General features: G+C 67.1%; 21 protein-coding genes and 1 riboswitch. Of the genes, 9 read left to right on the top strand and 12 right to left on the bottom strand.

Annotated elements, in window-relative coordinates:
- Positions 1–2: 2 nt before the first annotated feature.
- Positions 3–1,511: a DUF4178 domain-containing protein gene (locus VSO01S_RS07000; protein ID WP_068641084.1), complete on the bottom strand. Its 1,509-nt coding sequence runs from the start codon at positions 1,509–1,511 to the stop codon at positions 3–5.
- A 47-nt stretch (positions 1,512–1,558) separates the two neighbouring features.
- Entirely contained in the window at positions 1,559–2,602 is a 1,044-nt protein-coding gene (locus VSO01S_RS06995) for an SPFH domain-containing protein (RefSeq protein WP_068641083.1), read from the bottom strand.
- 179 nt (positions 2,603–2,781) lie between these two features.
- On the opposite strand from VSO01S_RS06995, the gene VSO01S_RS06990 reads away from it, so the two are divergent.
- From VSO01S_RS06990 to VSO01S_RS06980, 3 genes are all read left to right on the top strand, one after another.
- Complete coding sequence (locus tag VSO01S_RS06990; RefSeq protein WP_068641082.1) at positions 2,782–5,142, top strand: NADP-dependent malic enzyme; 2,361 nt, start codon at positions 2,782–2,784, stop codon at positions 5,140–5,142.
- Positions 5,143–5,366: 224 nt separating this feature from the next.
- Positions 5,367–5,780, top strand: coding sequence for a guanyl-specific ribonuclease (locus tag VSO01S_RS06985; RefSeq protein WP_068641129.1), 414 nt, complete (start codon positions 5,367–5,369; stop codon positions 5,778–5,780).
- A gap of 90 nt (positions 5,781–5,870) precedes the next feature.
- The gene (locus VSO01S_RS06980) at positions 5,871–6,272 is read left to right on the top strand and encodes a barstar family protein (RefSeq protein WP_245684135.1); all 402 of its coding nucleotides are present in this window, start codon (positions 5,871–5,873) and stop codon (positions 6,270–6,272) included.
- 281 nt (positions 6,273–6,553) lie between these two features.
- Here VSO01S_RS06980 and rsmA read toward each other — a convergent pair whose 3' ends face one another.
- Genes rsmA through VSO01S_RS06965 form a run of 3 tightly spaced genes read right to left on the bottom strand, consistent with a single transcriptional unit; the run spans position 6,554 to position 11,272 of the window.
- Positions 6,554–7,324: a 16S rRNA (adenine(1518)-N(6)/adenine(1519)-N(6))-dimethyltransferase RsmA gene (gene rsmA / locus VSO01S_RS06975; protein WP_068641080.1), complete on the bottom strand. Its 771-nt coding sequence runs from the start codon at positions 7,322–7,324 to the stop codon at positions 6,554–6,556.
- Positions 7,325–7,367: 43 nt separating this feature from the next.
- Entirely contained in the window at positions 7,368–8,813 is a 1,446-nt protein-coding gene (locus VSO01S_RS06970) for a peptidylprolyl isomerase (protein ID WP_068641079.1), read from the bottom strand.
- Positions 8,814–8,833: 20 nt separating this feature from the next.
- The gene (locus VSO01S_RS06965) at positions 8,834–11,272 is read right to left on the bottom strand and encodes an LPS-assembly protein LptD (protein WP_068641078.1); all 2,439 of its coding nucleotides are present in this window, start codon (positions 11,270–11,272) and stop codon (positions 8,834–8,836) included.
- A gap of 130 nt (positions 11,273–11,402) precedes the next feature.
- Between VSO01S_RS06965 and VSO01S_RS06960 the strand changes: the two genes are divergently transcribed.
- From VSO01S_RS06960 to VSO01S_RS06945, 4 genes are all read left to right on the top strand, one after another.
- Positions 11,403–12,503 (top strand): aminoglycoside phosphotransferase family protein, encoded by a 1,101-nt coding sequence (locus tag VSO01S_RS06960; protein WP_068641077.1) that lies wholly within the window; start codon positions 11,403–11,405, stop codon positions 12,501–12,503.
- 29 nt (positions 12,504–12,532) lie between these two features.
- Complete coding sequence (locus VSO01S_RS06955) at positions 12,533–13,261, top strand: 16S rRNA (uracil(1498)-N(3))-methyltransferase (RefSeq protein ID WP_068641076.1); 729 nt, start codon at positions 12,533–12,535, stop codon at positions 13,259–13,261.
- A 111-nt stretch (positions 13,262–13,372) separates the two neighbouring features.
- Positions 13,373–13,903, top strand: coding sequence for a YidB family protein (locus tag VSO01S_RS06950; RefSeq protein ID WP_068641075.1), 531 nt, complete (start codon positions 13,373–13,375; stop codon positions 13,901–13,903).
- Between the two features lie 32 nt (positions 13,904–13,935).
- Positions 13,936–15,108: an MFS transporter gene (locus VSO01S_RS06945; protein WP_068641074.1), complete on the top strand. Its 1,173-nt coding sequence runs from the start codon at positions 13,936–13,938 to the stop codon at positions 15,106–15,108.
- 1 nt (position 15,109) lies between these two features.
- Here the strand turns inward: VSO01S_RS06945 and VSO01S_RS06940 are convergent, their stop codons facing one another.
- Entirely contained in the window at positions 15,110–15,979 is an 870-nt protein-coding gene (locus VSO01S_RS06940; protein ID WP_068641073.1) for an alpha/beta hydrolase, read from the bottom strand.
- Entirely contained in the window at positions 15,976–17,505 is a 1,530-nt protein-coding gene (locus VSO01S_RS06935) for a M20 family metallopeptidase (protein ID WP_068641072.1), read from the bottom strand. The genes VSO01S_RS06940 and VSO01S_RS06935 overlap by 4 nt, the downstream gene beginning before the upstream one ends.
- 99 nt (positions 17,506–17,604) lie before the next feature.
- Between VSO01S_RS06935 and VSO01S_RS06930 the strand changes: the two genes are divergently transcribed.
- Positions 17,605–18,366 carry a DUF72 domain-containing protein gene (locus VSO01S_RS06930; RefSeq protein WP_068641128.1) on the top strand — a complete coding sequence of 254 codons (762 nt, stop codon included), beginning with the start codon at positions 17,605–17,607 and terminating at the stop codon, positions 18,364–18,366.
- 19 nt (positions 18,367–18,385) lie between these two features.
- Here the strand turns inward: VSO01S_RS06930 and VSO01S_RS06925 are convergent, their stop codons facing one another.
- The 5 genes from VSO01S_RS06925 to VSO01S_RS06905 all read right to left on the bottom strand — a co-directional run bounded on the left by VSO01S_RS06925 (position 18,386) and on the right by VSO01S_RS06905 (position 22,112).
- Positions 18,386–18,928: a bactofilin family protein gene (locus VSO01S_RS06925; RefSeq protein WP_068641127.1), complete on the bottom strand. Its 543-nt coding sequence runs from the start codon at positions 18,926–18,928 to the stop codon at positions 18,386–18,388.
- A gap of 134 nt (positions 18,929–19,062) precedes the next feature.
- Positions 19,063–19,656, bottom strand: coding sequence for an IMPACT family protein (locus VSO01S_RS06920; RefSeq protein WP_068641071.1), 594 nt, complete (start codon positions 19,654–19,656; stop codon positions 19,063–19,065).
- A gap of 30 nt (positions 19,657–19,686) precedes the next feature.
- Complete coding sequence (gene metW / locus VSO01S_RS06915) at positions 19,687–20,277, bottom strand: methionine biosynthesis protein MetW (protein WP_068641070.1); 591 nt, start codon at positions 20,275–20,277, stop codon at positions 19,687–19,689.
- The gene (gene metX / locus VSO01S_RS06910; RefSeq protein WP_068641069.1) at positions 20,274–21,419 is read right to left on the bottom strand and encodes a homoserine O-succinyltransferase MetX; all 1,146 of its coding nucleotides are present in this window, start codon (positions 21,417–21,419) and stop codon (positions 20,274–20,276) included. The genes metW and metX overlap by 4 nt, the downstream gene beginning before the upstream one ends.
- 129 nt (positions 21,420–21,548) lie before the next feature.
- On the bottom strand, positions 21,549–22,112 hold the full coding sequence (locus tag VSO01S_RS06905; RefSeq protein WP_068641068.1) for a TMEM165/GDT1 family protein: 564 nt from the start codon (positions 22,110–22,112) through the stop codon (positions 21,549–21,551).
- A gap of 5 nt (positions 22,113–22,117) precedes the next feature.
- A riboswitch (yybP-ykoY riboswitch) is annotated at positions 22,118–22,310 on the bottom strand.
- 271 nt (positions 22,311–22,581) lie between these two features.
- On the opposite strand from VSO01S_RS06905, the gene rbp reads away from it, so the two are divergent.
- A partial coding sequence (gene rbp, locus VSO01S_RS06900) for an RNA-binding regulator (RefSeq protein WP_068641067.1) occupies positions 22,582–22,941 on the top strand: 360 nt, incomplete at its 3' end.

Below are 22,941 nucleotides of genomic sequence, written 5' to 3'. Positions count from 1 at the left end.
ATTTACTTGTGGCCACCGCCGCTCGAATAGCCCCCATAGGAGCCGCCCGAGGTGCGGTAGGACGAAGAAGAGCAGTTCTCGTAGCGCGGATCGCAGCGCGCGCTGCATGTGCTGAGCAAAAGCAGCAGCACGATGAGCAGCACCAGGATCAGGATGACCATGCCGCAGCCCAGGCGCGGCGCCAAGCTGACTGGCCCCGCGTCGCTGCGCTTGAAGAACGATTTCCGGTCTTCCAGGCCGAAGGCCACGGCCACGGCGGCGCTGTCGATCTTCGAGCCGGCCGACCAGGTCTGTTCACCGGCCGATTGCTCCAGCGACAGCAGCGCATTGCCGGCGGCGAAGTCGCGGTTGAAGGTCTGCTGGCCGCGCTCGACGCGCCAGTAGAACTCGCCGGCCACGTAGCTCGTGGTCGCCTTGTAGCTGTATTGCAGCTGGTATTGCTTTCCCTGGGCGGTGGCCAGGCGCCCGTCCTTCGACAGGTTCGCGCCGCCGGTGAGGGGGCGCACCAGGCTCCAGCCCTCTTCGGAATCCACCAGAAAGGAAAAGCCGCGCTGCCGGTTGTAGAGCAGGTATTCGCTCCAGCCGAACTGCTCGTCCTCGCCGGGCACCTCGCCCATGCGGTGCTGGAAGCCCAGCACCTGCCACGCTACGCCCTGCAGCTGGCCGGTCTTGCCCAATGCGATCAGCGGGCGCACCGGCTCGTCCTGCACGGCGTGCTTGAGCTCACCGCCCAGCCCCGCGCTCAGGTCGATGAGGGTCCCGCAACTTCCGCAGGCGATGGACCGGCTCTCGGCCAGCACCGGCGTGACCGGTGCGCCGCAATTCGGGCAGGCGAAGCTGCGGCCTTTCTCCTCCTTGGCCGACTCGGCGCGCAGCCCGGCGAGCTGGAGTTCGTCCAGCGCGACACTGCGCCCCAGGTACGCCGTGGGCGCCTCGGCTTCGTATTCCAGGCTGAGCACCAGCCCCCGGTCGCTCCGCAGCTCCACCACGGTGAAGGGCCGGCCCAGTTCGGGCAGCCGCGGCAGTTCGCCCTGGGCCGAGACCAGGCTGACCTGCTGATGGGAGCCGACGGTGAAGGGCTCACCGTCGATGGCGGTGGTCAGGCCCGGCTGGAGGGCGGCCGCCGCAGGCGCCGCGCGCTTGAGTTCGTGCGGCAGGGCAAAGACGTACGCGCCGTTGTCCTCGGCGAGCACGCCGATGCGGCCGTCGTCGAGGGCGGCGATCCATTCGGTCCAATGACCGCCCTGGTAGCGGTACTGCAGCCGCCCGACGATGGTGAAGCCGCGCTCCTGGATGCGTCCTGCGGCAAAGAGCTGCAGCGGGCTGAAGTCGTCGAAGAGCTCGGCCATCTTGCCGATTCGCGCCAGCGTGTCGCCCTGGCGCACCACGGTGCTCTGGCAATAGGCGCAGACGGCATGGGTCGACTGCGCCGAGCGGAACTCGACCGGCGCGCCGCAGCCCGGGCAGGGCGCCCGGTAGGCACGCTGAGTGCTGGCTGCGCCCTCAGCCATTCGACGACGATGGCGTCATCTCTGCGAGAAAGATCTGCGCCGAGGCGTCAGACCAGCTTCTTGAGCAGTTCGGTCTTCTTGGCGTCGAACTCTTCCTGCGTGAGGATGCCCTTGGCCTTGAGTTCGCCCAGCTTCTCCAGCGTGGCCATGACGTCGGCCGGGCTGACGGCTGCCACGGCAGGCGCCGGGGCCGCCGGTGCAGCGCCCTGGCCGCCTTGCAGGCCCTGCGCCAGGTTCTGCGCCAGGACCTGGCCCAGCGCCACGCCCGCGCCCAGGCCCATGGCGTCGCCCGCCACGCCGCCGCCCTGCGAGGCGCCTTCGGCAAACTTCGGGATGGCCTGCGCCGTCTGGTATTGCATGAACTTGCCCATGTCGTTGCCGACCATGCCCATGCCGATCTTCTGGTCGAGGATCTTCTGCAGCTCCTCGGGCAGCGAGAGGTTCTGCACGGTCATGCCGTCGAGTTGCAGGCCCAGCTTCGAGAATTCCGGCGCCAGCTGGTTGGCCAGCGCCTGCGCAAACTGGTTCTGGTTGGCCGCCAGGTCCAGGAAGGGCACGCCGCTGGCGGCAATGGCGTTGCTGATGTTCTGCAGCACCAGGCCGCGCAGCTGGCCGTCCAGGTCCTGCACCGAATAGATGTCGCGCGTGCCGGAGATCTCGGTGTGGAACTTCTTCGCGTCGGCCACGCGGTAGGCATAGTTGCCGAAGGCGCGCAGGCGCACCGCGCCGAAGTCCTTGTCGCGGATGCTGATGGGCTGGGGCGTGCCCCACTTCTGGTCCACCTGCTGGCGGGTGCTGAAGAAGTAGACGTCGCTCTTGAAGGGAGACTGGAAGAGCTTGTCCCAGTTCTTCAGGTAGGTGAGGACCGGCAGGGTCTGGGTCGTGAGCTTGTACATGCCCGGCCCGAAGACGTCGGCCACCTGGCCCTCGTTGACGAACAGGGCCACCTGCGACTCGCGCACCGTGAGCGAGGCGCCGTTCTGGATCTCCATGTCCTGCATCGGGAAACGCCAGGCCAGCGTGCCGTCGCCGGTCTCGGTCCACTGGATGATGTCGATGAACTGCTTCTTGATGAAATCCATCAGCGCCATGTCGCTTCTCTCCTCGATTTGGACGGTCCCTGCTCCTCGCGGCAGTTTGCCATAGCGCCGCAGTGCGGTGAGTTGAGGCCACCTCCCGCCCCGGCGCTGGCGAGGTCTACAATCGGCGCCCCCTATAACGATGCCGCGGGGCCGGACCTGCAACCGCGGCAGCTGGAGTCAACACGTCCATGTCCGAAACCCCCTCCACCAGCACCGCCTCGGCGACCACGGCCATGAGCGCCGAAGACAAGCGCGCACAGCTGCGCCGCGCAGCGCTGGAGTATCACGAGCACCCCACGCCCGGAAAGATCGCCATTGCGGCGACCAAGCAGGTGCTCAATCAACGCGACCTGGCACTGGCCTATTCCCCCGGCGTGGCTGCACCTTGCGAGGAAATCGTCAAGGACCCGGTCAACGCCTTCAAGTACACCTCGCGCGGCAACCTGGTGGCGGTCATCACCAACGGCACCGCGGTGCTCGGCCTGGGCGACATCGGCGCGCTGGCCTCCAAGCCGGTGATGGAAGGCAAGGGCGTTCTGTTCAAGAAGTTCGCCGGCGTGGACGTGTTCGACATCGAGATCGACGAGAAGGACCCGGCCAAGCTGGTCGAGGTGATCGCCGCGCTGGAGCCCACCTTCGGCGCCATCAACCTGGAAGACATCAAGGCCCCGGACTGCTTCTACATCGAGCGCGAGCTGCGCAAGCGCATGAAGATCCCGGTGTTCCACGACGACCAGCACGGCACCGCCATCACCGTGGCTGCCGCGATGCTCAACGCGCTGAAGGTGGTGGGCAAGGACATCGGCAAGGTCAAGCTGGTGGCCTCGGGCGCCGGCGCGGCCGCGCTGGCCTGTTTGAACCTGCTGCTCAAGGTGGGCCTCAAGCGCGAGAACGTGTACGTCACCGACCTGGCCGGCGTGGTCTACGAGGGCCGCACCGAGCTGATGGACGAGGACAAGGCCAGGTTCGCGCAGAAGACGGCCGCCCGCAAGCTGGGCGAAGTCATCGAAGGCGCGGATGTGTTCCTGGGCCTGTCGGCCGGCGGCGTGCTCAAGCCGGACATGGTCGCCAAGATGGCCGCCAAGCCGGTGATCTTCGCCCTGGCCAACCCCAATCCGGAAATCACGCCTGAAGACGCACGTGCGGTGCGCGACGACGTGGTGATGGCCACCGGCCGCACCGACTATCCGAACCAGGTCAACAACGTCCTGTGCTTCCCCTACATCTTCCGCGGCGCGCTCGACTCGGGTGCGACCACCATCACGGACGAGATGGAAATCGCGGCGGTGCATGCCATTGCCGATCTGGCGCAGGCCGAGCAGAGCGAGCGCGTGGCCGCGGCCTACTCGGGCGAGAAGCTCAGCTTCGGGCCTGAGTACCTCATTCCGAAGCCCTTCGATCCGCGCCTGATGATCAAGATCGCGCCGGCGGTGGCCCAGGCCGCGGCCGACAGCGGCGTCGCGCTGCGCCCGATCAAGGACATGGATGCCTACCGCGACAAGCTGCAAAGCTTCGTCTACGCCTCGGGCACCACGATGAAGCCGATCTTCGACGCCGCCCGCCGCGCCCCCAAGAAGCGCGTGGCCTACAGCGAGGGCGAAGAAGAGCGCGTGCTGCGCGCCGCCCAGATCGTGGTGGACGAGGGCATTGCCCGCCCCACGCTCATCGGCCGCCCGGCCATCATCGCCCAGCGCATCCAGAAGTTCGGCCTGCGCCTGAAGGAGGAGCTGGACTACGACGTGGTCAACACCGACTTCGACCACCGCTACCGCGACTTCTGGCAGACCTACCACCGCATGACCGAGCGCAAGGGCATCACGGTGCAGGTGGCCAAGATCGAGATGCGCCGGCGCCTGACGCTGATCGGCGCCATGCTGCTGCACAAGGGCGACGTCGACGGCCTGATCTGCGGCACCTGGGGCACCACCGCGCTGCACCTGCGCTACATCGACCAGGTGATCGGCAAGCGCCCCGGCGGCTGCGCCAGCACGCCGCAGGACGTGCCGATCTATGCCTGCATGAACGGCCTGCTGCTGCCCGACCGCCAGGTGTTCCTGGTCGACACCCACGTCAACTACGACCCGACCGCGGCCGAGCTGGCCGAGATCACCACCATGGCGGCCGAGGAAATGATGCGCTTCGGCATCAAGCCCAAGGCGGCCCTGCTGTCGCACTCCAACTTCGGCACCAGCGAGAACCCCAGCGCCGTCAAGATGCGCCAGGTGCTGGCGCTGCTGCGCGAACAGGCCCCCTGGCTGGAAGTGGACGGCGAGATGCACGGCGACGTGGCGCTGGATGGCAAGCAGCGCGTGGAAATCATGCCGCACAGCGCCCTGGCGGGCGACGCCAACCTGCTGGTGTTCCCGAACATCGACGCAGCAAACATTTCTTACAACCTGCTCAAGACGGCGGCGGGCGGCAACATCGCCATCGGCCCGGTCCTGCTGGGGGCAGCCAAGCCGGTGCACGTCCTGACCGCCAGCGCCACGGTCCGACGCATCGTCAACATGACGGCCCTGACCGTGGCCGACGCCAACGCAGACCGATAAGGCCTGACGCCGAAGCGTCCACCAACTTCGCGCGGTGGACGCGACCTGAATGCCTGCTCAACTTTTGGGCAGGCGCTTGCTATTTGCGCGCGTCTGGTGCACACTGGCGGGCTTGAATTCGAGGGTAAACCCCAAGGCTTGGAACAGGTTCCAGGCTCGGTTTTCAGGGTTTGCCCACCGAATCGGCTCATTGGCCCACCCGCTCTTTCAGTTCGCGTTGTCCCATCGTGGCGTTCGCCTTCCTCAGGTCAGCTGTTTCGAAACTTGCGCTCACGGGGCTTGTGCTCACGGCGCTTTCGACCGGGGCTCAAGGCTTCGAATGGCCTGGCGCCGCGACAAGCAAGACCCAGGCGACCACCGTCGCACTGGCCGAACTGCCGGCGGAAGGACAACGGACCTATCAGGCCATTTTCAATGGCGGACCGTTTCGGTACGACAAGGATGGCAGCGTGTTCGGCAACCGCGAACGTCTGCTGCCACGCGAAGCGCGCGGCCACTATCGCGAATACACGGTCGAAACCCCGGGTGCGCGCAACCGCGGCGCGCGGCGCATTGTGTGTGGTGGGGCGCAGAAGGCGCCATCGGCCTGTTGGTACACCGCAGACCACTATGCGAGCTTTCGCCGCATCGTGCCATGAGCCGAGGATTGGCCAGGATATGTATTGGAGAGGTGCCTGGACGCACCTGACGATGAAATGTTGACGACAACCATGGAAAGACCTCCGGAGATGAACGTATCCCTTCGCGGCGTGCGCCCGAACATCGTGCAGTCGATCCGCGCGTTCCGCGTGAGCGACCTGCAGGAGGCGGCGCATTCGGCGGGCCAGCACTTCCTGTATGCCAACCTGGGCAACGCCCAGAGCAAGCAGGACGTGCTCGACCTGATCGCGCAGCAGTTCATGTTCCCGCAGCACTTCGGCAAGAACTTCGACGCGCTGTACGACTGCATGACCGACCCGCTGCACAAGTCGGGCCCGCAGCCCGGCTTCGTGGTGGTGCTGGAACAGATCCCGGCCAACGCCAAGTTCGACAAGGAAGCGCGCGAGCAGCTGCTGGACATCTTCCGTGACGCCGCCGACTACTGGGGCGACCGCAAGATTCCCTTCCGGTGCTTCTATTCTTTTCTGTAGCCCGTTCTGCACAAGCCAGCCAAGCAGAACGGGCGAACGAGGCTAACGACAGCGCCACGCTCGAAACCGCAGCATCCGCGCCCGCCGCCGAGGTCCAGGAAGACCCCAACGCCGAGAAGATGCCCACGGACAAGCTCCTGGACGTGTCGCCCCTGGCGCTGCGCATGAGCAGCCCCTTCAACGCCGGCTACTGGCTCGCTGCCGCCTGATCGGCTGCGCGCCAAGCCAAAGAAAAACCCGCCTCGGCGGGTTTTTTTGTGGGCGCTGCGCAGCGAAGCAGGCTATGGCAACTCAAGCGCCAGCGCCACGTATTCGTCCACCGGCACTTCCTCGGCACGCCGCTGCGTGTCGAAGTTGCCTGCGAAACCCTTCGCATCGAGCCATTTGCCCAAGGTGTGGCGCAGCAGCTTGCGCCGCTGGCTGAAGGCGGTCTGCACCAGCTCCTCCAGCAACGGTGGCCGCACCGGCGCCGGCTGGGCGCGCGGCACCATGCGCACCACGGCACTGTCGACCCGCGGCGGCGGATCGAAACTCTCGGGCGGCACGAAGAGGACGTTCTCCATCGCATAGCGCCACTGCAGCATCACGCTCAGGCGGCCGTAGTCGGCCGTGGCGGGCGCCGCGACCATGCGGTCGATCACCTCCTTTTGCAGCATGAAGTGCTGGTCGGCAATCCGGCCCGCGAAGGCCAACAGATGGAAAAGGATCGGCGTGGAGATGTTGTAGGGCAGGTTGCCCACCACCCGCAGGGCGGCATCCTGGCCGGGCGCAAGCTCCTGCGCGAGCGCGCCGAAATCGACCTTCAGCACGTCCGACTCGATGACGCGCAACTGGCCGTGGCTGCGCAGCCGCGCCGCCAGGTCACGGTCGAGCTCGACCACGGTGAGATGCCCGAGCCGTTCCACCAGGGGCTGCGTGAGGGCGGCCAGCCCCGGGCCGATTTCCACCATGGGATCGCCCGGCCGCGGCGCGATCTCGCGCACGATCGCGTCGATGATCCCTTCGTCGGCGAGGAAATGCTGGCCGAAGCGCTTGCGCGGAATGTGCTTCATTCAGGCGCGCCCCGTAAACGGCGTGTCGAATTGGCGCCCGACATCAGGATTGGGGCGGCTCGCGGTACTCGACGTAGGCACGGCCGCGCACTTCCTGCACCCATGTGTTGTAGGCCTCTTCCATGCGCTTTTCGCGCAGCACGGCACGTGCGGCGTCGCGCTGCTCGGCTTGCGAGAGCTTGGCCTCGCGGCGCTGCTCGACCTGGATCAGGTGCACGCCGAAGCGCGACACCACCGGATCGCTCACCTGGCCGGGCTGCAGGCGGTCCATGGCCTCCTCGAACTCGGGCACGAACATGCCGGGACGCGACCAGCCGAGTTCGCCGCCGTCCTTGGCACTGCCGTCCTGCGAGTTGTCGCGCGCCAGGCCGGCAAAGGTGGCCGTGCCCGCCTCGATGCGCTTCTTGAATTCGGCAAGTTCCTTGGCCGCTTGCGCGGTGCTGCGCTTGTCGTCCACACGCAGCAGGATGTGACGCACCTTGGTCTGCGTGACGGTGGAAGCAGCGTCGCCCGGTTGCGACTTGGCAAGCACCTTCAGCACGTGAAAGCCGGCACCGGAGCGAACCGGACCGGCGATGCCGCCGACCTGCAGGCCCTGGGTCGCCTCCACGAACAGGGGTGGGTAGCGTTCGGCGCTGCGCATGCCCAGCGCACCGCCGTTGAGGCGATCCGGCGCATCCGACTGGTCGCGCGCCAGGGCGGCGAAGTCTTCGCCCGCACGCGCGCGCTGGGCAATGCCCTGCGCCTTGCGCTCGAGTTCGGCCACCTTCGCATCCGAGGCCCCGTCGGGCACCGCGACCAGCACGTGGGCGATGTTGACGTTCGGCGCAGCCTTGGCGGAATTGCTCTGGTCGCGCAGGTACTGATCGACCTCGAGGTCGGTCACCTTCACCTTCGGCTCGACCTCGCGCTCGCGCAGGCGCGACATCGTGATCTGGGTGCGCAGCTCTCGCCGGTACGCGTCGCGCGAGATGCCTTCCTGGGCCAGGCGCCGGCCCAGCTCGGTGACCGTCATCTGGTTCTGGCGGGCCACGCCTTCCTCGGCCTGGTCCACCTGCAGCTCGTCCACCTTGATGCCGATTTCCTTGGCCTGCTGCAGTTGCGCCTTCTCGACGATGATGCGCTCCAGCGCCATTCGGTTGAGTTCGGGGCGCGGCACGCGCTCGACCTCCGGCCCTCCCTGGCGCAAGGCGCGCTGCACCCGGGACAGCACTTCGGTGTTGGTCACCGGCTCCGAATTGACCAGCGCCACGATGTACTCGGCCACGCGTTGCCCGCTGGGCGTGGTGGCGGGCGCAGGCGTGGGCAAGGGCGCGGCGGCCGCGGGTGGCTCGCTGCGCTGAGGCCCGGCCCGCATGATGTCCGTGATGCCGCGCGGCGCCGGAGCCGCGCTGCTGTTCGATCGCAGGCTGCTTTGCGCCTGGGCAGCGCCCACGGCACCCAGGGCCGCGAGGACGATGGCGCGAAGGAGGATTCTGGAATGGCTCATGGCTGGCCTTCGGGTCGAAATCAGTCGTATTGGGTGAAGCGGCTCGGCGAGTCGAACCGTTGACGCAGGGGCTGGTAAGCGCGAATGTTGCTCTGCAGGCTTCGCAGCGGGCTGGTGCCCACGGCGGCGAATCCGACGAACTCCAGTTGGAACATGATGCGCGTGTTGGCGCTGGTCTGGCCAGTGGTCAGCCGCTCCAGGACAACGCGGCCGATCCAGCAGCATGCATCGTATTCCAGCCCGACGATGCCGTCGGTGAGCTTATTGTCTTCCATGCTGTAGTTCAGCCGTCCGACGGCGTACCAGCGCCCGCCGCCCTGGCCGCGGCCGGGGCCGAGGTCCTGGCCCTTGTCGCCCCACAGGTCGTTCAGCGGCCATTGCCAGGCGAAATCGATCGACTGGCTGCCGTCGTTGGCCTGGGGCGTCGACTCGCGCTGGAAACGGTAGGCCGCATACAGCGAGCGGTAGGGCCCGGGCTGGTAGCGCCCGCCGAGTGTGGTGCGGTTGGAGCGCTGCGTGTCGGGGTTGTACTGGATCGTGCCCTCGGTGCTCCACTTCGGCGTCCAGTTGACGCTGCCGCCCAGCAGGATGTCGCTGAAGCGGTCCGTGACGGGCGCCTGGCCCGGCAGGACGACTTCCTGGTCCTTGAAGCGAATGCGCTGCGCGATGCCCACGCGCGCGGCTTCGGCGCCGGTGTCGGGATCGATCAGCCGCGAGGTCACGCCCACGGTTGCCATGTTGTTGTCGGCGATGCGGTCGTTGCCCGAGTACACATTCTCTGTGTAGATGGTCGCGAAGTTGAAATCGTTCTGCGCCGTGTCGTAGACGGGCAGCTGGCTCTGGTCCTTGAAGGGCGTGTAGGTATAGAACGCCCGGGGCTCCAGCGTCTGCGTGAAGGCGCGCCCGAAGAAATTGGTGTCGCGCTCGAAGATCAACCCCGAGTCCAGGCTGAAGGTCGGCAGCACGCGGGTCGCGCTGGCTCGGCCGAAATAGTCGGCGTCGAACTGGTACGCGGTGCCGTTGAGCATCAGCTTCGGAATGACGAAGGTGCCCGGCGTGAGGAAGGGCCGGCTGATCGCGCCGACCGCGAACATGCGTTCGGCGTCGGGCTGGTCGGGGCGGCCCGGGTAGAGCAGCCGCTGCAGGGCCGGATCGCCGTGAAAGCGCGTGTAGTCGGCGTCGAAGGTGAAGTCGAAGCCGCCCGGCAGGTTGTACTTGGTGTAGTTGGCGGTCAGCTGCGGCAGCCGGTCGTACGGCGGCACGATGATCGAATCCTGGGCCTGCAGCGTCTGGTAGGACAAGGCCCGCACCGTGCCGGTCCAGTCGCCCTTGGCCCAGTTCAGCGAGGCTTCCGAAGCGAGCAGGCGCTGCGTGACCGAGGGCGTGCGGTTGAAGTCGCGCCAGTAGTTGTCGTCGCTGACCCGGTTGATGTTCAGCGACCCGCTCAGGAAATCCAGGCCCAGCGGCTTCGCGTCGAAGGTCTGCCGGTGCCGCGTCCAGATGCCCCAGCGGTCCTCGCCGTCGCGCAGCCTGTCGTTGGGCATGTAGTCGACGCGCGCCTCGCCGCTGTATGTGTTTTCCAGATACCGGAATTCCGTCCCCAGGTTGACGCCGCGCTTGCTCATGAGCGTCGGGATGAACGTCAGGTCGCGGTTGGGCGCGATATTCCAGTAGTAGGGCAGGCTCAGCTCCAGCCCGTTGGTGTTGTCCAGGCCGATGACGGGCGGCAGCAGGCCGCTCTTGCGGGCGCCCGAGAGCGGAAAGCTCAGCGAAGGAAAGGGCGGCGTGCTCAAACCCATGAAGCTCAGCTGCGCGTCCTTGGCGACGCCCACGTCTTCTTCCTTGTCCGTGTGGATCGAGGCAGCGCTCAGCACCCAGTCGGGCGTCCAGCCGGGAAAATCTTCACGCCGGCAGGTGGTGTAGCTGGCGTTGCGCGCAATCGAGACGTTCTCGTCGATGAAGTCGATGCGGCTGGCTTCGCCATGCGCCCCATTGGCCAGGAACTGGTAGCGCACCCGGTCGAAGAAGCCTTCGAAGGTCTCCAGCTTGAGCTGCAGCGCCGGGCCTTCGTAGATGTTGCCCGCCTGGTTGATCCGTACATTGCCGGTGGCCTTGGCGGTGTCGTCGGGCTGGTAGTACTCGAGCCGGTCGGCATTGATGACGGTGTCGCCCTTGCGCAGCTGGGCATGGCCCTCGACCACGGCCTCGAGATCCGGCCTGCCGGAAATCTTGTCGCCCGAGATGAAGCTGGGCAGATCGCCGCTTTGCGAGCGCGGCTCGGACTCGGCCAGCATCGGCGTGCGCCGCAATTGCAGCGGACTCGACAGCGGGTCGGGCGCCGCCGCGCCCTGCGCATCCTGCGCCATGGCCGCCTGCGCGTGCAGCAGTGCGACGGTGAGCAGCGCCAGCGGCAGAGGCGGGCGGCACCGACGCCAGGTGGCACGGGACAATTCAAGCATCGGCAGCGGAAGGTACTTTTTGTATGCGGTGAAACAAGACGCGCGGCATTGTTGCCAGCACATGGCACGGGTCCCGCCGGCCTGCCGCTGGGCGGCCGCCGCCAGGACGGATTTGTAGAATCGATTATCCATGACAGCACCTTCGACCCCGGGCCTCGACGTCCACACGCCCGCCGGCATCCTTTGGAACGATGCGCAGCGCGAAAAGGCCTTCGCCGCCTGGCTGACGCGCGTTGCGCCGGCACATGGCCTGCGGCCCGACTCCGTGCGGCTGGCATCGGCCGACGCCAGCTTCAGGCGCTACTTCCGCGTCGACGCCGCAGGCGAGGGCCCGGCCTCCACCCGGATCGTGATGGACGCACCGCCCGACAAGGAAGACAGCGCACCTTTCGTGAAGGTGGCGCAACTCATGTCGCAGGCCGGTGTGACGGCACCGCAGGTGCTCGACTGGGACCAGGCGCAGGGCTTCCTGCTGCTCAACGACCTGGGCCGCCAGACCATGCTGGACCGGATCGACCCGGCACAGCCCGAGGCAGCGCGGCCGATGTACGAGGCCGCCATCGACGCGCTGGTGCACTGGCAGCTTTCATCCGCGGCCGGCGTGCTGCCCGCCTACGACGAAGCCCTGCTGCGCCGTGAACTCGCGCTCTTCCCGGATTGGTACGTGGCGAAGCACCGCGGCATCGCGGTGGAAGGCCCGCTGGCCGAAACGCTGGCGCGCAGCTTCGATCTGATCGTGAAGAACAACCTGGCGTCGCCCAGCGTCTACGTGCACCGCGACTTCATGCCGCGCAATCTCATGGTGAACCCGTCGACCGGCGAACTGGGCGTGCTCGACTTCCAGGACGCCGTGTACGGCCCGATCACCTACGACATCGCCAGTCTCATGCGCGATGCCTTCCTGAGCTGGGACGAGGAATTCGTGATCGACGTGACGGTGCGCTACTGGCAAAAGGCCCGCAAGGCGGGGCTGCCGGTCGATGAAGACTTCGGCGCCTTCTACCGCGCCGTGGAATGGATGGGGCTGCAGCGCCACCTGAAGGTGGCCGGCATCTTCGCGCGCCTGACGCTGCGCGACGGCAAGCCGCGCTACCTGGCCGACGCCCCGCGCTTCATCGGCTACATCCGTGCCACCGCCGGACGCTACCGGGAGCTTGCTCCGCTGCTGCGCGCCATCGACCAGATCGAGGGCATCCAGGCCGCCAGCGGCTATGCCTTCGGCCGCGTCTAGCGGCGCGTTCGAATCCTTCCCAGATCGCCATGCCGCGATTCCATTGTCCCGGTGCGCTGAGCGCCGGTCTGTCCTTCGATCTGCCCGCCGGCGCCGCCCGCCATGTGCAGGTGCTAAGGCTCCAACCCGGCGACGAACTCACCCTGTTCAACGGCGAGGGCGGTGAGTACAGCGCCACCGTCGAACGAATGGGGCGCAACGACGTGGGCGTGACGGTGAATGCACACCTGGCCGTCGAAAGGGAAGCGCCGCGCGCCGTTCACCTGGCCGTGGGCATGCCCGCCAACGAACGCATGGATTGGCTGGTGGAAAAGGCGACCGAGCTGGGCGTGGCCAGCATCCAGCCCTTGATGACGGCGCATGCGGTGCTGCGCCTGAGCGGCGAGCGCGCCGAAAAGAAGCGTGCGCACTGGGAAGCCATTGCCGTCGCCGCGTGCGAGCAGTGCGGACGCAACCGGGTGCCGCACGTGCATCCGGTGCAAGGATTTTCGAAGTGGCTTGGGTCGGAATCCTCCGGCGCGCGCCGCCTGGTGCTGAGCCTTGCGCAGGGAACTCGCGGCATCGCACGGACCGGCGCGTCCACCGCCGATGAAGCATTCCTGGTGCTCAGCGGCCCGGAAGGCGGCCTCAGCCGCGAGGAAGACGAGCAGGCGCGTGCGGCGGGCTTTGCGCCCGTCACCCTGGGTGCCCGCGTGCTGCGGGCGGAAACGGCCGCGCTGGCTGCCCTGGTGTTGCTGGCCGGTCAAGACGCCGACTGAACTTCCCGGGTGCCTCCCGGCGCACCGGGGAACCATCGGAATCCTTTCTTCACGCCGCGGCCTGCGCTGCTCCTGCACAATGCGCAGCTCTGCCATCTTGAGGAGTACGTCATGGGATTGCTCGATTCGGTTCTCGGTCAGGTACTGGGCGGTGCCCAGCAGCAGCAACAGCCCGGCGGCGCAGCCGGCGGTCTGGAAGGCCTGAGTGCCTTGGCAGGCATGGGCGGACTCGATGCCCTGCTCGGTGGCAACACGGGCGGCGGCGCCGGTGCCAATGCCGCGGGCGGCGGCCTGGCCGACGTGCTGGGCGGCCTGCTGGCCAACGACGGCCAGATGGGCGGACTGGGTGGCCTGGTGTCCAAGTTCGAACAGGCTGGCCTGGGCGACGTGGTGGGCTCCTGGGTCGGCACCGGCGCCAATCAGCAGATCTCGCCCGACCAGGTGCAAGGCGCGCTCGGCAGCGATGCCATCTCCGGCATGGCGTCCAAGCTCGGCATCAATGCCCAGACGCTGCTGCCGCTCTTGGCCAGCGTGCTGCCGCTGCTCATCAACCACCTCACGCCGCAGGGCAAGGTGCCGGAGCAGGGCGCGGGCAACCAGCAGGATCTGATGGCGTCGCTCAGCGGCCTGCTGCGCGGCTGACGCGGAACCCCCGGAAGGACACCGCTGCCCGCATGAATCGCCATCTGCTGCTGCTCACCATCTGCCAGGGCCTGTTCCTGACGAACAACGTGGCCTTCATGGCGATGAACGGACTGGTCGGTCTGGCGCTGGCGCCGCAGGCCTGGATGGCGACCCTGCCCGTCATGGCTTATGTGGTGGGCGGCGCGCTTTCCACCGGATGGGTGGCGCGCACGCAGCGGCGGTTCGGGCGGCGCATTTCCTTCCAGATCGGCTTGGCGGTGGCCTTCGCCTCCGCCTTGACCTGTGCGGCGGCGGCGCTGGCGCACGCCTTCTGGCTGCTGTGCGCCGCCACGCTGGTGGCCGGGTACTACAACGCCAACGCCACGCTCTACCGCTTCGCCGCGGCCGAACTGGCCGCCCCAGGCTGGCGCGAGAAGGCGGTTTCGGTCGTGATGGCCGGCGGCCTCATCGGCGCGGTGGTCGGCCCCAACCTCGCGTCCGTCTCGCGCCAATGGCTCAGTGCACCGTTTGCCGGCGCGTATGTGGCCCTGGCCGCAGTGGCGGTGCTGGCCATGGCCCTCATGCAGTTCATCCGGTTTCCTGCGGCGCCGAGCGGCGAGCAAAGCCACGGCGGGCGGCCGATGTCGGAAATCGCGCGCCAGCCGGCCTTCATCGTGGCCGCCATGGCAGGTGCCCTGGGCTTCGGCGTGATGAACCTGCTGATGGCGGCCACGCCACTGGCCATGCAGGTGTGCAGCTTTCCCTTCGAAGATGTGGCCTGGGTGCTGGAGTGGCACGTCATCGGCATGTTCGCGCCAGGCTTCTTCACCGGCCACCTCATCCGCCGCTTCGGCGCGGTGCCCGTGATGGCGGTCGGTCTCCTGCTCAACCTCGGCTGCATCGCGGTCGCGTTGTCGGGTGTGGACCTGCATCGCTTCCTGGTCGCGCTCTTCCTGCTGGGCGTGGGCTGGAACTTCCTCTTCACCGGCAGCACCACGCTTTCGCTGTCGACCTACATGGCGCAGGAGCGGGACCGCGCGCAGGCAGCCCTCAACTTCTGCATCTTCGCCACGCTGGCCGTGAGTTCGCTGGCGTCGGGCGTGTTGGTCACCACGCGTGGCTGGCAATGGCTCAACCTGGGTTCGCTGCTGCCGGTACTGCTGATCGGTGCGGCCCTGCTCTGGCTGGTGCGGGTGCGGCGGCTGACGCCCAAGACTGCCTGAACTAGGCGATGGCGGCGGCCCGCCGCGCGTCGAAACCGAAGCGTGCACCCAGCCATTGTTCGAGCGCCTCGAACACCGGCCGTGCGTCCAGCTCGTTGAAGAGTTCGTGAAAGTGCTGCTCGAAAGCGATCGCCTGCACCTGGCCGCTCGGCGCCGCGGCGGCCGCAAAGGCGCGGCTTCCCTCGGGCCGCACCAGGCGATCGGCGCCCGCATACAGCAGCAGCGTGGGCACCGGCCATTGCGGTGCGGCCCCCATCGCGCGCGCACCTTCTTCTGCCAGGAAGCGCGCCAGCCGGGCGCCGATGCGGTCGTGGTTGAGCGGATCCGAAAGATAGGCCGGCGCCACCGAAGGATCGTGCGACAGGTCCTGCGCGTCGAGCCCATTGCCCACGCGCAGGCCGGGCGCCAGGCGCGACAGAACGGCGATCAATCCCTTCTGCGCCGCGCTGAGCGTGGGCGACAGGGCCGGCGAAGACAGCACCAGCGCGTTCACCGGCCGCACGCCACGTGCCACGAAACTGGCCGCCACCAGGCCGCCCATGCTGTGGCCGAGCAGCACGATCGGCAAGCCCGGATAGGCTGCCCGCGCGTTGTCGATCAACAGAGCAAGATCGTCGACGAGCCGCAGTTCGTTCGGCAACCCACCTCGCGCGCCGCTGGACAGGCCATGCCCGAAGTGGTCATGCGCCCGCACGGCAAAGCCCAGCGCATTGAGCCGCTGCGCCACGTGCGCGTAACGCCCGGCGTGCTCGCCCAGGCCGTGGGTGACGTGCACCACCGCCAGCGGTGCGGCCGGCGTCGCCAGCCACTCGCGCAGCGCCAGCGTCTGGCCGTCGGCGGTGCGCAGCGTTCTGGGCGCGCTTTCGCTCACGCCGGAACGGGCTGCTGCTGCTGTTGCTGCGCGGCGCGCTCCACCGGCAGCGCCGCGATCACCTCAGCCACCGCGGCCGTGAGCTTCTTCGCGTAGGGCACGTGCAGGAACTCGTTCGGGCCGTGCGCGTTGCTCTTGGGGCCGAGCACGCCGCACACCATCATCTGCGCCTTCGGAAAGCCCTCGCTCAGCATGTTCATCAACGGAATGGTGCCGCCCTGGCCGATGTAGCCGCAGGGCGCACCGAAGTGCGCCTTGGAGGCCGCATTGAGCGCGCGCTCGAACCACGGCGCGGTGGCGGGCGCATTCCAGCCGGTGGCGCCGCCGTTCGACTCGAAGGTGACCTTGGCCTGATAGGGCGCGTTGTCTTCCAGCAGCGTCTTGAGCTCCTCGATGGCGCTCACCGCATCCACCAGGGGCGGCAGGCGCAGCGACAGCTTGAAGGCGGTGTACGGACGCAGGACGTTGCCCGCATCCTTCAGCGCCGGGAAACCCTCGGCGCCGGTCACGCTCAGCGTGGGCTTCCAGGTGCGGTTGAGCAGCGCCTCGACCGGGTCGGTGGTGACGGGCAATGCGAAGGCGGTCGAGCCGCCGCAGTCGTAGTGCGCCCAGGGGAAGCGCTTGTACACCTCCTCGCCCAGGATGGCGGCGGTGGCCCTGGCCTGCGCCACGCGCTCGGCCGGCACCTCGCAATGAAAACTCTGGGGCAGCAGGCGGCCCGTCTTGCTGTCTTCCAGGCGGTCCAGCACCTGGCGCATGATGCGGAAGCTCGAGGGCACCAGGCCCGACGCGTCGCCGGAGTGCACGCCCTCGGTCAGCACCTCGACCTTGAGCGTGCCGCTGGCCATGCCGCGCAGCGACGTGGTGAGCCAGAGCTGGTCGTAGTTGCCCGCGCCCGAATCCAGGCAGATCACCAGGCCCACGTCGCCCAGACGGTCGCGCAGGGCGTCCACATAGGGCAGCAGGTCGTAGGAGCCGGATTCCTCGCAGGTTTCGATCAGGCCGACGATGCGCGGATGCGCCACGCCCTGCGCCTTCAGCGCCTGGATCGCCGCGGTGCTCGCGTACACCGCGTAGCCGTCGTCGGCGCCGCCGCGGCCGTAGAGCAGGCCGTTCTCATACTTGGGCGTCCAGGGGCCCAGGTCGTTGCGCCAGCCGGTGAACTCGGGCTGCTTGTCCAGGTGGCCGTACATGAGCACCGTCTCGCGCATGTCGGTGCCGGTGGCGGGCACTTCGAAGAAGAGCACCGGCGTGCGCCCGGGCAGGCGCACGATCTCCAGCTTCAGGCCTGCCACCTTCTGCGCCTCGACCCAGGCGGCTGCGTTGCGCAGCACGGTCTCGAGGTAGCCGTTGGCCTGCCACTCCTTGTCGAAGCCAGGCGACTTGGCCGGAATGGCGATGTAGTCGGTGAGCTGCCTGACGATGTCGCCGTCCCATTGGCGAGTGACGTCGGAAAGGGCGCGCTCGGCGTCGAGGAAAGCGGCCGGCAAGTCGCGGCCGATTTCGCGGTGCAGGGGGGCGTTCATCGTGGTTTCTCCGGGAAAGACTTCAAAACGAACATTTTGCGCCTGCCGCGCCGCCCGCGTAGAGTGCGCCCCGGACACTCATCAGCAAAGGTGCACCTCGTGAGCAAGACTGGCATTCACGTCGGCGTGGGCGGCTGGACCTTCGAGCCCTGGCGCGACAACTTCTATCCCAAGGGGCTGGCGCATGCGCGCGAGCTGGCGTACGCGAGCCGGCACCTCAGCGCCATCGAGATCAACGGCACCTACTACAGCGGCTTCAAGCCCGAGCACTTTCGCAAGTGGGCGGCCGAGACGCCCGAGGGCTTCGTGTTCTCCATGAAGGCCACGCGCTTTGCCACCAACCGCAAGCTGCTGGCCACGGCGGGCGATTCGATCAAGCGCTTCATCGACAGCGGCCCGACCGAGATGGGCGCGCGGCTCGGCCCCATCGTCTGGCAGTTCATGCCGACCAAGAAGTTCGAGGCCGAGGACTTCGAGGCCTTTCTGGCGCTGCTGCCGGCCAAGGAGGGCAGCCATGTGCTGCGCCACGTGATGGATGTGCGGCACGTGAGCTTCGTCACGCCCGAGTACCAGGCGCTGGCGAAGAAGTACGGCGTGTCCACGGTGTTCACCGACTCCGACAAGTACCCCTCCTTCGAGGAACCCGACGGGCCGGTGGCCTATGCGCGGCTGATGATGGCGCAGGCCGACGAGGCCACCGGCTACGCACCGAAGGCGCTGGACGAATGGGGCAAACGCGCCAAAGGCTGGGCCGCCAAGCGCGACACCTTCGTCTACTTCATCAACGGCGCAAAAGAAAAGGCACCGGCTGCGGCCGGTGCCTTGCTCGAGCGGCTCGGCTGGACGCCGGCGCCCGATTGAACCTGGGGCGCTGGTGCGCTCAGGCCGCCGCTTGCAGCGGCGCGGCCGGCTTGCTGGCCGACTTGTCGGCGGACGAGGTGCCCACGCTGACTTCGCCGGACAACTGACCGCCTTCTTCGATCACCAGCTTGCCGTAGCGGATCTTGCCGCTGACCTTGCCGGTGGCATGGATCACCAGCTTCTCGCGCACGGTGAGGTTGCCGTCGAAGATGCCGCGGATCTCCGCGATATCGATGCCGGCCGAGCCCTTGAAGGCGCCGGTTTCGGCGATCTGCATCACGCGCGAATCCATCGTGGCTTCGACCAGGCCTTCGACCACGAGCGTGTCGCAATCGGTGATCTCGACGCCCTTTAGCTTGATGTTGGGGCCGACGGTCAGCTTGGCGCCGCTTTCCTTGGCGGCGTTGGCGGCCGTGTTGGCAACGGAAGCGGGGACGGAAGGAGAAGAGCCGACAGGCGATCCGGAGAGATTGGTACCGGAGCCCATCAACGGTGCGGGACGAGAGGTGAGCGAGTCGGATTCGCGATCGCGCTTACCGAAGAAGGGGGACTGTGATGCCAATGTGAACTCCTGCAAAACGCGCATGGTAGGAGCGCATCCGCACGGCTTGCGACTTCATTACGCAAGAGACGTAACCAAATAAGGCCGCGCACGCGCATTGCGTGTACTTTCAGCTGAAAGCATGGTGAAAACCATCAGGCCGATGTGGCGTCCCACACCACGCGGCCTTGCGTGACGTCCTGAATTCGGCTCTTCAGCGCTGGCGCACGGTCGGCCGGCAAGCTGAACGCGAAGTGCACCAGCGACTCGTGCCGCACTTCGTTCAGGCTGGCCGAAGAGGCCGAGAGTTCGCGCCGCACCACGCCCTCGGCGTCGTACGGCACCGCGCATTGCAAGGCGGCCTGCACCACCAGCGGCTGCAGCGGTGCATCGATCAGGGCCTGGGCCACCGCATCGGTGTAGGCACGCACCAGGCCGCCAGCGCCCAGCTTCACGCCGCCGAAGTAGCGCACCACCGTGGCCAGCACGCCTTCGAGTTGTTGATGGCGCAGCACTTCGAGCATGGGCCGGCCGGCGGTCCCGCCGGGTTCCCCATCGTCGTTGGCTGCGGACTGGCCGCCGGCCATCAGGGCCCAGCACACGTGTGCGGCAGTAGGGTGTTGGGCGCGCAATGACTCGACGATCGCCTGTGCCTGCGGCCGGCCGTCCACCGGCTGGACGCAGCCGATGAAGCGGCTCTTCTTGATGAGCAGCTCGCTGTGCACGGCATGCGCAAGGGTGAAGGCCATGTCAGCCCCGCCGGGCGTGCCTGGGCATCGTCAAGCGCCGTTGCGCTCGAACTTGAACACCGCCGTGCCAGCACGGGCATTGGGCAGCCAGCGCACTTCGCGCTCGCCCTGCAGACCGAAGGCATCGAGCACGCGCAGGTTGTTCTTGCCCGCCAGCACCTCGAAGTCCTTGAACGTGCCCACGCGGATGTTGGGCGTGTCGTACCACTGGTAGGGCAGGCGCCGGGTCACCGGCATGCGGCCGCGCGCGATGCTGATGCGGTTGGGCCAGTGCGCGAAGTTGGGGAAAGCCACGATGCCGATGCGCCCTACGCGCACGGTCTCGCGCAGCATGATCTCGGCATTGCGCAGGTGCTGCAGCGTGTCGATCTGCAGCACCACGTCGAAGGAAGCATCCTGGAACAGCGCCAGGCCTTCGTCCAGGTTCAGCTGGATCACGTCCACACCGCGGCGGATGCACTTGAGCACGTTGCCGTCGGCGATCTCGACGCCATAGCCGGTGCAGCCCCGTTCGCGCTGGAGCAGGTCGAGCAGGCTGCCGTCGCCGCAGCCCAGGTCGAGCACGCGCGAGCCGGGCGGCACCAGTTGGGCGATCAGGCGCTGGGTGCTTTCGTCGCTCACGACATCACCTCCAAAGCGATGCGCTCGAAATAAGAGCGCACCACGCCGGTGTAGCGCACGTCGTCCAGCAGGAAGGCGTCGTGGCCGTGCGGCGCGTCGATTTCGGCGTAGCTCACGTTGCAGCGGTTGTCGAGCAGCGCGTTCACGATCTCGCGGCTGCGCTGCGGCGAAAACCGCCAGTCGGTGGTGAAGCTCACCAGCAGGAACTTCGCCCTCGCCGATTTCAGTGCGGCGCTCAGGTCGCCCCCATGCTCGCGCGCCGGGTCGAAGTAGTCGAGCGCACGCGTGATGAGCAGGTAGGTGTTCGCATCGAAGTACTCGCTGAACTTGTCGCCCTGGTGGCGCAGGTAGCTCTCGATCTGGAACTCCACCTCCTGCGTCGAATAGCGGTAGGCCGCGCCGGAGGCCGCCGCGTCGCGCAGCTGCCTGCCGAATTTCTCGTTCATCACGTCGTCGCTCAGGTACGTGATGTGGCCGATCATGCGGGCGATGCGCAGGCCGCGCTTGGGCAGCACGCCATGCGCGTAGAAATGCCCGCCGTGAAAATCCGGGTCGGTCACGATCGCGCGGCGCGCCACCTCGTTGAAGGCGATGTTCTCGGCCGTGAGATTGGGCGCGCTGGCCACCACCACGGCGTGCTTCACCCGCTGCGGGTACTGCAGCGTCCACGACAGGGCCTGCATGCCGCCCAGGCTGCCGCCCATCACGGCGGCCAGGGTGTCGATGCCCAGTGCATCGAGCAGCCGCGCCTGCGCGTCGACCCAGTCTTCCACAGTGACCACCGGGAAGTCGGCACCCCACACGCGGCCGGTTTCAGGATTGACGTGCATCGGGCCGGTCGAGCCGAAGCACGAGCCGAGGTTGTTCACGCCGATCACGAAGAAGCGGTCGGTGTCCACCGGCTTGCCGGGGCCGATCATGTTGTCCCACCAGCCCTGCGACTTGGGCTGGCCCGCATAGGTGCCGGCCACGTGGTGCGACGCATTGAGCGCATGGCACACCAGCACGGCGTTGCTGCGCTCGGCGTTGAGCGTGCCGTAGGTTTCGTAGGCAAGGGAATAGCCGGCGATCGACGCGCCGCTTCGCAAGGGCAGGGCCTCGGCAAAGAACATCGACTGCGGCGTGACTTCGAAGGAAGACATGTGGAAAAAGAAAAACCCGGCCTCGCCAAAAACGAGCCGGGTCGGGCATCCGTCTTTAGCTGAACTTGTAACGCGCCCGCAAGCTGGAGCAAATCGGCGCGAAGGGGAGTATAGCCCCGGCGTGGCAACTCAACCGATGATCATCAGCACGCCCAGCACCGCGAAGATGGCGGCCGAGACGCCGTGCACCCACTTGATGGGCACGCGCCGCATGATGCGGTCGCCCAGGAAGACCACCGGCGCATTGGCCAGCATCATGCCCAGCGTGGTGCCGGCGACCACCCAGAAGTAGTCGTTGACGAAGCGCGCAGCCAGCATCACCGTGGCGATCTGCGTCTTGTCGCCCATTTCGGCCAGGAAGAAGGCCACGACCGTGGTGCCGAACACCCCGAAATGGCCGCGCATGGCGCCGTCTTCTTCATCGAGCTTGTCGGGAATCATCATCCACACCGCCATGGCCAGGAAGGAGCCGCCCAGGATCCAGCGCAGCGCCGTGGGGCCCAGCCAATGGGTGATGTAGTTGCCCACGGCACCGGCCAGTGCGTGGTTGACGATGGTGGCGACGAAGATGCCCGCGACAATGGGCCAGGCCCGGCTGCGAAAGCGCGACGCGAGGACGAGCGCCAGAAGTTGGGTCTTGTCGCCCATCTCGGCCAGGGTGACGACGCCCGTGGCAACGCTGAATGCTTGCATGAAAAAAATGCTCCTGGGCCGAAGGACGCGATTGACCATGCAGCCCTTCGGCCGTATTCCCGAAGCTGCACAGTCAATGGTCTCGCCAGGTAATCACTGCACGCGCCATGTCCCGTTGGGGTGGGACAAGTCTGTTGACGCGGGCCCTTCTCGAACTTGCTGCAAGTTGGAAGGCGGCTACTCCCCAATGACAGTCCGCCATTGTAACCGACCCTGCAAAGCGCCCGTCAGACGCCCCTCATGTTGTGAGCGAGCACAAACTTTCAGTATTTTTTGGGGCTGTGGGATGCAAGCGTCAAAAAATTGCTTGCAATTTCTATAAATCACCCATAATGCGCGAGCCCACCGCTTGATTTTTGGCGGGGGTTATCGGTGATCGGGCAGTTTCGCGAGGCTTTGCACCTGGTATGTGCGAGTCACGCTCTCGGGACTCCATCGCTTTTATTGATGTGTTTATAGGAGTCCCTTGATGGGCAACAAACTCTACGTCGGCAACCTGCCTTACTCGGTGCGTGACGGTGACCTGGAACAAGCCTTCGGCCAATTCGGTTCCGTGACCAGCGCCAAGGTGATGATGGAGCGCGACACCGGCCGTTCGAAGGGCTTCGGTTTTGTCGAAATGGGCAGCGACGCGGAAGCGCAGGCAGCCATCAACGGCATGAACGGTCAGCCTCTGGGCGGCCGCAGCGTCGTCGTGAACGAAGCGCGCCCCATGGAAGCACGTCCCCCCCGTAGCGGTGGCTACGGCGGCGGCGGTGGTGGCGGCTACGGTGGTGGCGGCGGCGGCTACGGCGGCGGTGGCCGCAGTGGTGGCGGCGGCTACGGTGGT

The sequence above is a fragment of the Variovorax soli NBRC 106424 genome (assembly GCF_001591385.1).
In the GTDB taxonomy this organism is placed as follows: Bacteria; Pseudomonadota; Gammaproteobacteria; order Burkholderiales; family Burkholderiaceae_C; genus Variovorax; species Variovorax soli.
This window is presented reverse-complemented; position numbering and strand designations above follow the sequence as displayed.